Origin of the sequence: Paraburkholderia sediminicola (assembly GCF_046027825.1) — a bacterium.
Taxonomy (GTDB): Bacteria; Pseudomonadota; Gammaproteobacteria; order Burkholderiales; family Burkholderiaceae; genus Paraburkholderia; species Paraburkholderia sediminicola_D.
On sequence record NZ_JAQQDU010000069.1, the window covers coordinates 35,704 to 45,246 of the forward strand.

The window sequence follows — 9,543 nt, forward strand, 5'->3', positions numbered from 1 at the left end:
AAAAGCGCGGCAGAAACCGCGCTTTTTTTACCTTCGCTGCGGCCGGACTGGCACCCGGCACACCCACAGATTCAGCCGTTTCAGAACAGCATCCGGAACACCCAGTACAAGCTCGCGGACAGCGCGATTGAAACCGGTAGCGTCAGCACCCAGGCGAGGATCAGGCTGCGCACGGTGCTCCATTGCAAGCCGGAACCGTTAGCCGCCATGGTGCCGGCGACGCCTGACGCCAGCACGTGCGTCGTCGAGACCGGCAAGCCGTACATGTCGGCCGCGCCGATGGTCAGCATCGCCACCACTTCAGCCGACGCACCTTGTCCATAGGTCAGATGCTGCTTGCCGATTTTCTCGCCGACCGTGACGACGATGCGCTTCCAGCCGACCATCGTGCCGAGACCCAGGGCGATGGCCACCGCGACCTTGACCCACGTCGGGATGAACTTGGTGGCGTGATCGGTTTGCGCCTTGAAGTTGTCGATGGCCTTGGCGTCTTCCGGCGAGAAGGCGGGCTGTTTGCTCTTCTCCATCAGGCGAATGGCTTCGGATGTCACGTACATATTGTTGCGCACGTTATCGACGATATTTTGCGGCACGGCTGCCATCGATCCCGACGCGCTGACCTGTTTGCCGATCTGATCGGCCAATTGCTGCAAGGCCGGCAAGGTGGCGGGCGTCAACTGGCGCGTGCGCACATACGCTTCGACATCGGCGCGCGGATTGGCGGACGGCGCCGCGCCCTGGGTGTACTTCGCGAACGTCGTCGAGGCTTGTTGCGCCACCGCGAGGAAGGTCTGCGTTTCCTCCGGTGTGACCGCCTTGTTCAGCGCGTACGCCGTCGGTACCGTACCGATCAGGATCAGCATGATGAGGCCCATGCCTTTCTGCCCGTCGTTCGAACCGTGCGCGAACGAAACGCCGGTGCAGGTCAGAATCAGCAGGCTGCGAATCCAGAACGGCGGCGGTTTTTTGCCCTTGGGCTCGGCATACAGCGCGGGAACCCGCACCACTGCCTTCAGGATCAGCAGCAGCAAACCGGAGAGGAGAAAGCCGACTATCGGCGAAAACAGTAACGACTTGCCCACGCCGAGCGCCTGATTCCAATCCACACCGCTCGTGCCGTTTGCGCCGTGCATCAGCTGATTCATCAGACCTACACCGATGATCGAACCAATCAGCGTATGCGAGCTCGACGACGGCAGTCCGAAATACCAGGTGCCCAGATTCCAGATGATCGCCGCGATCAGCAGGGCGAAGACCATCGCGAAGCCGGCGCTGCTGCCCACTTGCAGAATCAGTTCGACGGGTAGCAGTTGCAGAACGCCGAATGCCACTGCGCCAGTTGAAGTCAGCACACCGAGAAAATTCCATCCGCCTGACCAGAGCACCGCAATATTTGGCGCGAGCGAATGCGTGTAGATCACGGTGGCGACCGCGTTGGCGGTGTCATGAAAGCCGTTGACGAATTCGAAGCCGAGCGCGATCACGAGCGCAATGCCGAGCAGCAGGTAGGGTAAAAACGAAGGTTCGCGAACCGGTTGCAAATCGTTTGCCAGATGCATGGCGCAATAGGCAGCACCGATCGCAATCACAGCGAAGAAAATAATGAGGCCAATATTGCGCCCCTTTCCGCGTGCAGCGTCCGGTTGCGGGTACGAAAGTTCCGGCATGGCGTAAGCCTCAAAGAAAGTCGCGGAACTGCCGATCCTGCGTGGCCTATGTGTCGTAATGATGACAATGGCGTGACGGTTATGCGGGACGGATGTTCGCGGGGAGGCGCGCGGAGAGTGGCCGTGCGCCCGCTGCCAGTGTGTGCGTGGCGGATCCTGATGATAAGCGGTCCGAAATGAGCGCGATGTGCGTAACGCGGTTGCACCGCGCAAATGGGCGTTTGATAGGCCGCCCACGGGTGTGTTCAGGTTCGCGAGGCGGCGGTAGCCGTCAGCTCCTGGAAAGAATCCCGGCGCATGCAAGGCGCATGTCCGGCGCACCGTCTCATGCATTTTATGCACGGCGGCTACGGATAACCAGCGGATATCCACCCGGACCTTTTTTTGCTACTGTGTCTGAAGGCCCTTTTGTAGGACGTCCGATGAAGCGGGAGCGCCGGAAAATCGACAAACAGGCTGCGGATAGCCAACCGGCCGGTGCCGGGCTCTCGGCGGAGGCGGCCTTCGCGTCCTATGCGGCGCCGCTCGTCGATCACGCTGTCGAATGCGCCAATGTGGTGCGCGACGACGCGTCTCCCGAACCGCTGCACAGACTGCGCGTGTCGCTGCGGCGGTTGCGCTCGTTGTGGTGGGCGTTCGAACCCTTGCTGGACAAAGGCGAGAATACGCGCCAACGGGCGCTGTATAAATATCTGTCGACGGCGGCCGGCAAGACGCGCGATTGGGACATTCTGATCGAACTGATTGCGCAGGACGAGCGCGTTGCGCGCAAGATGACGCCCGAACTCGTGGAGGCGCGTGGCGGCGCGTTGGCGGCGAGCCGTGAAACGCTGTCGAACGCGGACGTCAAACAACTGCTGCAAGACGCCCTGACCAGCGCCAATCAGGAATTGAACACGGCCCATGAGCGCGTGCCGCTGCAAAAATTCGCGGATAAGCGCGTGGCCGCTTCCGAGCGTTCGCTGAAAAAACGCATCAAACGTGCGTCTCGCGCGAAGCGCTCCAACTACGCCGCATTTCATGACGTGAGGAAGGCGGGAAAAAAATTGCGCTACCTGCTCGAGTTTTTCGAACCAGTTCTGAGCGGCAGCCACAAACGTATCATGAAGCGCTTGATACAGATTCAGAAGCGTTTCGGCACGCTGAACGACATTGTCGCGAGCGAGATGCTGCTGCGCGACAATATGGGTTTGCTGGCCGGATCCGGCGACACCGATGCAGCGCTTCAGTGGCTCAGGAAGGAGCGCAAACGCCGGATGCGCGCGGCGGCGGGATTGCTGCGCAAATTGTGATGCGGCTCGAGTGGCGGCTGCACGTTTGAGCGAACCGGTCTGAATCCCCCCATGGGTTTTGTGTGTCCGTGTCCGATCAATCGGACGGACCCTTTGCGAAGGAGGTGATGCGCACGTGGCACGTCAAACGCTTTCGCTGCGTCGACGATTGCGATTCATGTTGCGTGCCGGCGGAACCGGCGCGGGGCGTTACGTGGGTAACCACCCGTTTTTTGCCGGCGTGGCCGGTACCCTGGTCGCCGTCGCGATGGCCGGCTTGACGCTGCTGACGCTGGGCAGCGGCCGGGCCGACGCGCTCGACCACGCGCGCGAAACGGCACAAAACCTCGTCTCGATCATTTCCTCCGATCTCGAACGAAACGTCGAGATCTACGATTTGTCCCTGGAGGCAATGGTGGACGGGGCACGGGACCCCGGCACCTGGGCCTTGACTGGGAACTTGCGCCAAGCCGTGCTATTCGATCGCGCAACCACGGCGGCCTACCTGGGCGGTGCCTATGTGATCGGTCCGGACGGTCGAGTGATCGCTTCGCAGAACGGTGAGGTCAATGCCGCGGTCAGCCTGGCCGACCGTGACTACTTTCTCGTGCATCAACGCAGTCCGGCCGTCGGCCTCTATTTCTCCCACCCGTACCGCTCGCGGCTGCGTGACGGGAAGTTCTCGATCGGTCTCACACGGCGCATCAACGAAGCCGATGGGACGTTTGGCGGCGTCGCGCTGCTCGCGATTCGTATCGAATACTTCCAGCGCCTGCTGGATCGGATCAATACGGGCGAACTGGGCTCCGTGTTCATCGTGATGGACGACGGCACCTTGCTCGCACGCAAGCCGTTTTCCTCGCGTGATATCGGCTCGAGCATAGCGAAGTCGCCGACCTTTCAGGTGATGGCCGCGCACAACTCGGGCTCGTATGTCGCGAAATCAGCGGTGGACGGCGTGCGCCGGATGTTCACCTATGCACGCGTGCCGGGCACGCCGCTGATTGCGGTAGTTGCACCGTCCGTGGATGACGTGCTCGCGCCGTGGCGGCGACGCAGCAGGATTGCCGGCGTGCTGACGCTCGCTTTCGGCGCGGTATTCGTGATCGTCTCGTGGCTGCTTGCTTTCGTCTTGCGCGACAAGATGCGCGCGCAAGCCGCGCTGGTGCGTCTGGCCGCGACGGACCCGCTTACCGGGCTCAGCAATCGCCGGGTGCTCGACGCCCGACTCGACGAAGAATGGCGGCGTGCGCGGCGCTCGGGGCAATCGTTATCGGCATTGTTCATCGATATCGACCATTTCAAGCAATTCAACGACGTCTACGGCCATGCGAGCGGCGACGAGGCGTTGACCGCCGTGGCCGAATGCATCTCGGCCACAGTGCTGCGCCCGCTCGATCTGGTGGCGCGATACGGCGGCGAGGAGTTCGCCGTTATCTTGCCGGACACAACGGCGGAGGGCGCGCTCCACCTCGCAGAGAAGATTCGCCGCAAGGTGCAGAACCTGCGTGTCGTGCATGGCGATGGCGACGCGATCGCGGTCACGGTGAGCATTGGATGCGCGACCTGCGTGCCGGCGGAAGGGGCGAACGCGCTCGACCTGCTGGCCGCTGCCGACCGGCAGTTGTATGCCGCCAAGGCAGCAGGGCGCAACCGGGTCAACTCGACGATGTGCGCCGGGCATTCGATGGCGCAGGACTCGTCGCCGTGAATGGTGGCGTGTGCCGGTAACGTCTTGCAGGTCGCGGCGTTGCGGTGCCGGGCCGGGCGATCGCTCAGGGGCAAGCCCCGGCGCTTTAGCTGCGCCGAGGGGCGAAACCGCGTAGGGTCACCGCACCGCCTGCTTCGCCGTAGGGCTTCGACGTGCGCTTGCCGGCGGTCAATTCCTCCGTCAGCGCGAGCGGTTCGACGGGAAATCCGCGCTTTTGCCAGGCGTCGAGGCCGCCCCTCAATGCGCGAATCCGCGTGTAGCCGTTCAGGCGCATGCGTTGCGTGATCTCGACGGCGGTCGCGCTGTCCGGGCAAATGCAGTAAATCACCATGTCATAGGCGAGCAGCGCACCGTCGATCTGTTCAGGCGAGTGCGGGTCGAGCGCCAGCACGCCAGGAATGGGGCGCAGCGCCTCATCTGCCGATGCGGCTGGGCGGGCATCCAGGACCAGCGGGGGCGTGACGCGGGGCCATCCGCCGGGTTTCGCTTGCGACGCAGTCGCGGCGGCGGCGTCCGCGAAACGGCGTCGTTCGCGGCGTCGCTGCAGCAGGCGGTACAGCAGATAGCCCAATGCCGCCGCCAGCAGGATGTCGACCACGGTGCCGCCGCGTGCTCTGACGAAGGCAAGCAGCATATGCAACTCCTTTTCCGCTGCGGCGCCGCCAAGCAGCCAGAAGGTGGCCCACGCCAGGGCGCCGGCGAGGTCCCACGCAGCGTAGATGCGGGCATCCACGGCCGTTGTGCCCATGAGCGGCGGGGTGATGAGCCCCAGTCCGGGGACGAACTTCGAGATCGACACGAGCGCCACGCCGAAGCGCTCGAATAGCAAGCGGGCCTTGTGGACCCTGGCATCGACCGCCGGGGAGATCCGTCCCAACACTGCGATCAGTTTGCGGCCATAGATGCGCCCGGCGGTGAACCATGCACCGTCGCCGATGAGCGCGCCGAGCACGGCGGCGAACAGGATCGGCCAGAAAGACAACGTGCCGGCGGCAATCGCCGAGCCCGCGAAGAGGAGCACGGGGACCGCGGGGATCGGCAGGCCGAGGCGGGTCAACAGCACGTTGAGGAATACGACGGTGCCGCCCCAGGTTGAAACCGCCGACGACGGAAACTCTACCAATTGCGGGACTCCTGTCATTGCGGTTGGGCCGCGTCGCGGGGCAAGCGGTTTTTGCTGAGATGCAAAGCGTGTTCCTGGGGCGCTTGTCTGTTCATTCGATGGATTCGTTTATTCGTCTTTCGTGCGGCGTGCTATGTCGATCAGGATACCCGATGGGCCAGCCTGCCGCGCCCGCTGGCCCCACCCGACAGTCCGCCGGATTCGCACCGGTATTGCGTGAAGCTGACGGTATGCCGCGATCCGTAGGCGGGCGTTTTCCCTGCAATTTCGTTCAAGACTGCCCGCGTATGCCGCGCCTAATCTGGCTGCTCGTTCAAAGTAACAGGACTGCAGCATGAATTCACGATATGTCGGATATGTGTTTTGCGCGCTGGCGATGATCGGGGTCGGCAGCACGGTTGTCGTCAGCAAGTCGATCGCAAGCGGATTACCGCCGTTCAGCGCGACCGCATTGCGCTTTGCCATCGCGTTTCCCCTCTTTGTGCTGGTGATGCGCTGGCGTGGCGTGCGCTGGCCCCGTCTCGATCGACACGATACGTGGCTCGTGATCGCCCAGGCGGGGGCGGGCAGCGTTGGTTATACGGTGTTGCTCATTAGCGGCATGAAGCTCGCATCGGCCGCCGATGCCGGTGTAATTGCCGGCACTCTGCCGGCTGTGTCGGCCGTCGTGGCGATGCTCGTGTTGGGTGAGCGCCCCGCGCCTGCGTTGATCGGTGCAATCGTCCTTGCCACCTTGGGCGTGCTGGTGTGCACCGTGCGGATCGACGAGTTCGCCGCGCCGCATGCGGCCAGTTCGCTGGCCGGTAACGCATTGGTGTTCGCGGCGATCGTCTGCGAGGCGCTTTTTATCTTGCTCAATCGCAAGTTGCGCAAGCCGGTCGCGCCGCTGCCACTGTCGGCGTTGATGTGCGGCATCGGTTTCGCGGTAGCGATCGTGCCGGCATGCTTCGAAAGCCCCTGGAATGTGCCGTTTGACGCAAGCGCCCTGACCGGTGTGCTGTATTACGCGCTCGTGCCGACCGTGGCGGGTTTCGTTCTCTGGTATGCGGGCGCTGCGCGTATCAGCGGCGCGGAGGCCGGACTCATGACTGCGCTCGTGCCGGTGAGCGCGGTGGCGTTGGCCGCTGTCGTGTTGCGGGAGCCGGTAAGCGCGGCGCAACTTGCGGGTGTTGCCTGTGTGCTTGGCGCGGTGTTGCTGGCCACCTTCGGCCAGATGCGTACGGCGCGCAGCACGGCCTGAGGCGGCGAAGCAGCCTCGGCCACAGACGGCAATGCTGTGCAAGTAGACGTGACGCAGCAACCAACGCCGCAGCTTCATCCGCGGCCTGACTGCATCGCTATTCAGGTATTGGCGACCGCCACCACACCGGGATTACCGACGATCGACAGAAACTCGCGCCGCGTCGACGGATCGGTGCGGAACGTGCCCAGCATGCGCGAGGTGACCATCGTGACACCGGCCTTGTGCACGCCCCGAGTGGACATGCATTGATGCGCGGCTTCGAGAATCACGCCGACGCCTGCCGGTTGCAGCACTTCGTTCAACGTATCGGCGATCTGCACCGTCATCTTTTCCTGGATCTGCAGACGCTTGCCGAACGCGTCGACGAGACGCGCCAGCTTTGAAATACCGACCACCCGATGCTCAGGCAGATAGGCAACGTGCGCCCGCCCGATGATCGGCACCATGTGGTGTTCGCAATAGCTTTCGAAGCGGATATCTTTCAGCACGATCATTTCGTCGTAGCCGTCCACTTCGGAAAAGGTGCGGGCGAGGATCTCGCGCGGATCGACCTGATAACCCGCGTAGAACTCCTCGTAGGAGCGCACCACGCGAGATGGCGTATCGAGCAGGCCTTCGCGTTCGGGGTTGTCGCCGGCCCAGCGCAGCAGCACGCGTACCGCTGCTTCAGCTTCTTCGCGGCTGGGGCGGTCAACTGCGGCCGCGGGTTTGGTTTTCTTTGCTTTGCTGCTGGCCATCCGTGGCTCCTCCGGGATCGCGCGTCGACGCCAAATGGAGCGCGCGGGTTCAATGAGTTCGGCCATTGTTCCATGTTTTGTGTCGCGTCGTGTCGATGCCCCTGTTGACGGGCGGGGCGCGTGCTTACTTTGGCCACTCGTCCTTATCGTCGTTGAAGAGTTCGGCGACGATACTGCGCAGCCAGCTCCCCCGCGGATCGTTATGAAACTTGCGATGCCAGTGCTGCCGCAGATCGAAACGCGGCAACGGCAGCGGCGGCTCGACCAGCGTGATCGACGCATGCTCCGACACGTACGCGAAGCCGATGGCGTGCGGCACTGTCGCGAGCAGATCGGTGCGCGCGAGGATGAACGGCAGACTCATGAAGTGCGGCGTTTCGAGTACCGCGCGGCGCTTGATGCGTTTCTTTTCCAGGAATTGTTCGAGGACTTCCTGGCTGCGTCCTTCGGCACGCACGACGGCGTGGCCTGACGCCACGTACTGAGGCAGGGTGAGCGGCGCCTTCGAAAGCGGGTGCCCTGTGCGCATCAGGCAGATGAACCGATGGGTGAAGAGCCGTTGCTGGAAGAAGTTATTGCCCGACAGATCGGGGAAATAGCCGACGGCGAGATCGACGTCGCCCGATTCGAGCCCACGTTCCACGTGTGAGGGTGGGAGCGACACGGAGCGCAGATTCGCGTATGGCGCTCGTTCGGCGAAGAGTTGCAGGAGGCGTGGGAGGAAGACGATTTCGCCGACGTCGGAGAGCGCGAGGGAGAAGGTATGGGTGCTGGTGGCCGGATCGAAGTCCTGCACGTCCAGCATGCCTTTCTCTATGCGCAGAAGCGCGTCGCGGGCGGCGGGGAGGATGGCGAGCGCGCGGGGTGTGGGCTCCATGCCCTTTGATGTTCTGACGAAGAGGGGGTCGTCGAAGTATTCCCGCAAGCGGCCTAGCGCGGTGCTGACGCGGGGTTGGCTGACGCCGAGTTGTTCCGCTGCGCGGCTGACGTTTCGCGTGTCTTCCATTGCTACCAGGTAGGGGATCAGGTTTAGATCCAGGGTTGTGTCGGGCATGCTGGTTCTTTTTGCCTGCGGCGCTTTGGTGGTTTGGGTATTCGGGATTTCGATAGAGGGTAGTTTAATAATTCTGGTTTGGGATAGTGGTTTTTTTGCCTGTTCGGCGCTTTCTTGTCTGTATGCCTACGGCGTTGGGTTTTGCTTTGGTTTGTTTGCCCGCGTGGTGCTTTTTGCTCTGTGCGCTTACGGTGTTGGCCTTTCCTTGTATTCTTATTGGTCTATTAGCGTCGCCCCTGTGCGGGGCAGGCACCTACTTTTCTTTGCCTGCCGCAAAGAAAAGCAACCGTATTGGAAGTCAAGGGCCGGCTGTTTCCTGTTGGCAGATTTGCAGCATAGTGAACCGGCTGGTCTACGCACTGTATGGACGAGCGCCAACCGCGCGAGTGTTCGCGCAAAAAACGGATGACGCAGTTCTGGCCTTGCCGGGGCGCCAGGTTGCGGTGGGACTCCAGGGTGTCGATTTGTGGACCATGGCGTTGAGCGTAACGATGAGCTTGCGAATGCACGCGGTCATGGCCACCTTGAACGGTTTGCCAGCCTTGCGCAGGCGGTCATAGAAGGCTCTGATCACCGGATTGAAGCGCAGTGCCGGTATGCAGGCCATGTAAAGGGCGCGACGCACAATGGCGCGACCGCCCTGCACGCGACGCTTGCCCTGATGCCTGCCGCTGTCGCAATTGAACGGTGCAACGCCGGTCAGTGCGGCGATCTCGCGGCGGTTCAGCGAGCCGAGC

7 protein-coding genes and 1 pseudogene are annotated in these 9,543 nt (G+C 62.7%); 3 read left to right on the top strand and 5 right to left on the bottom strand.

What is annotated here, in order from left to right:
- Positions 1-80: 80 nt before the first annotated feature.
- The gene (locus tag PQQ96_RS29920; RefSeq protein ID WP_408299292.1) at positions 81-1,667 is read right to left on the bottom strand and encodes an inorganic phosphate transporter; all 1,587 of its coding nucleotides are present in this window, start codon (positions 1,665-1,667) and stop codon (positions 81-83) included.
- A gap of 422 nt (positions 1,668-2,089) precedes the next feature.
- On the opposite strand from PQQ96_RS29920, the gene PQQ96_RS29925 reads away from it, so the two are divergent.
- Positions 2,090-2,959: a CHAD domain-containing protein gene (locus PQQ96_RS29925; protein ID WP_408299294.1), complete on the top strand. Its 870-nt coding sequence runs from the start codon at positions 2,090-2,092 to the stop codon at positions 2,957-2,959.
- A 157-nt stretch (positions 2,960-3,116) separates the two neighbouring features.
- Positions 3,117-4,649, top strand: coding sequence for a sensor domain-containing diguanylate cyclase (locus PQQ96_RS29930; protein WP_408299296.1), 1,533 nt, complete (start codon positions 3,117-3,119; stop codon positions 4,647-4,649).
- 85 nt (positions 4,650-4,734) lie between these two features.
- Here the strand turns inward: PQQ96_RS29930 and PQQ96_RS29935 are convergent, their stop codons facing one another.
- Entirely contained in the window at positions 4,735-5,772 is a 1,038-nt protein-coding gene (locus tag PQQ96_RS29935) for a VTT domain-containing protein (protein WP_408299298.1), read from the bottom strand.
- Between the two features lie 334 nt (positions 5,773-6,106).
- Between PQQ96_RS29935 and PQQ96_RS29940 the strand changes: the two genes are divergently transcribed.
- Entirely contained in the window at positions 6,107-7,012 is a 906-nt protein-coding gene (locus PQQ96_RS29940) for a DMT family transporter (RefSeq protein WP_408299300.1), read from the top strand.
- Between the two features lie 101 nt (positions 7,013-7,113).
- Here PQQ96_RS29940 and folE read toward each other — a convergent pair whose 3' ends face one another.
- The 3 genes and pseudogenes from folE to PQQ96_RS29955 all read right to left on the bottom strand — a co-directional run.
- Complete coding sequence (folE, locus tag PQQ96_RS29945) at positions 7,114-7,752, bottom strand: GTP cyclohydrolase I FolE (RefSeq protein WP_408299302.1); 639 nt, start codon at positions 7,750-7,752, stop codon at positions 7,114-7,116.
- Between the two features lie 124 nt (positions 7,753-7,876).
- Complete coding sequence (locus PQQ96_RS29950; protein ID WP_408299304.1) at positions 7,877-8,806, bottom strand: LysR family transcriptional regulator; 930 nt, start codon at positions 8,804-8,806, stop codon at positions 7,877-7,879.
- A 451-nt stretch (positions 8,807-9,257) separates the two neighbouring features.
- A pseudogene (locus PQQ96_RS29955) lies at positions 9,258-9,543 on the bottom strand (transposase); the annotation flags it as partial.

Excerpts from the sequence above, each read along its gene's own strand:
- PQQ96_RS29925 (WP_408299294.1), top strand. The coding sequence starts at position 2,090 with ATGAAGCGGGAGCGCCGGAAAATCGACAAACAGGCTGCGGATAGCCAA.
- folE (WP_408299302.1), bottom strand. The coding sequence starts at position 7,752 with ATGGCCAGCAGCAAAGCAAAGAAAACCAAACCCGCGGCCGCAGTTGAC.
- PQQ96_RS29950 (WP_408299304.1), bottom strand. The coding sequence starts at position 8,806 with ATGCCCGACACAACCCTGGATCTAAACCTGATCCCCTACCTGGTAGCA.
- PQQ96_RS29940 (WP_408299300.1), top strand. The coding sequence starts at position 6,107 with ATGAATTCACGATATGTCGGATATGTGTTTTGCGCGCTGGCGATGATC.
- PQQ96_RS29930 (WP_408299296.1), top strand. The coding sequence starts at position 3,117 with ATGTTGCGTGCCGGCGGAACCGGCGCGGGGCGTTACGTGGGTAACCAC.
- PQQ96_RS29920 (WP_408299292.1), bottom strand. The coding sequence starts at position 1,667 with ATGCCGGAACTTTCGTACCCGCAACCGGACGCTGCACGCGGAAAGGGG.